This is a genomic window from Paraburkholderia sp. JHI2823 (assembly GCF_038900695.1).
GTDB lineage: Bacteria > Pseudomonadota > Gammaproteobacteria > Burkholderiales > Burkholderiaceae > Paraburkholderia > Paraburkholderia mimosarum.
This window is the reverse complement of record NZ_JAYMRY010000177.1, coordinates 1-649: the sequence shown is the minus strand read 5'-3', so window position 1 is coordinate 649 and position 649 is coordinate 1. Positions and strand designations below refer to the sequence as shown.

The following is a 649-nucleotide window of genomic DNA, read 5'->3' as shown; positions in this document are numbered from 1 at the left end:
GAATACATTCTTGTTCTGTTCGCGTCGCGCCCAGAAGTAAAGAGCCGTCCCGGGCGCGTACAGCACCGCGGCAAGCAGAATGAATTTCAGGCCGCCCGCAAAGATCATGAAGGCGGTATAGATCACGGCGATTGAGGCCATGATCAGGTCGCGCCGGCGCTCATCGGCGCGCAAGTCGTAACCGTCGCCACGATTCGCGTTCATGCATCCGAACAGCGCGACGAGCAGGTACGGTATCAACGACATCGCGCTCGTCAGATTCAACATCAGCGCGAACGCGTCGCGCGAGAAGTACGTGCTGATGACGAGCAGCTGCACCACGATGTTGGTCAGCCACAATGCATTAGCCGGCGTCTTGTTGGCGTTTTCCTTGCCGAAGATGGCGGGCATGTCTTCGGTCTTCGCCGCCGTGAACAACACTTCGGCGCAGATCAACGACCAGGCGAGATAAGCGCCGAGCACCGAAATCAGCAAACCTATGCTGACGAAAACCGCGCCCCAGTGGCCGACCACCGCTTCGAGCACCGCGGCCATCGACGGCTGCCGCATCGCCCCGATGTCCGCACGCTCGAGCACCGCATACGGCAGCATCGTCACGAGCACCATCAGCGTGGTCACGACGATGAAGCCGAGAATCGTCGACTGTCCG

The 649-nt window shown here is 60.4% G+C and carries 1 protein-coding gene; it reads right to left on the bottom strand.

Annotated elements, in window-relative coordinates:
• On the bottom strand, positions 1-649 hold a 649-nt coding region (locus VSR34_RS38185), incomplete at both ends, for an amino acid permease (protein ID WP_342965207.1).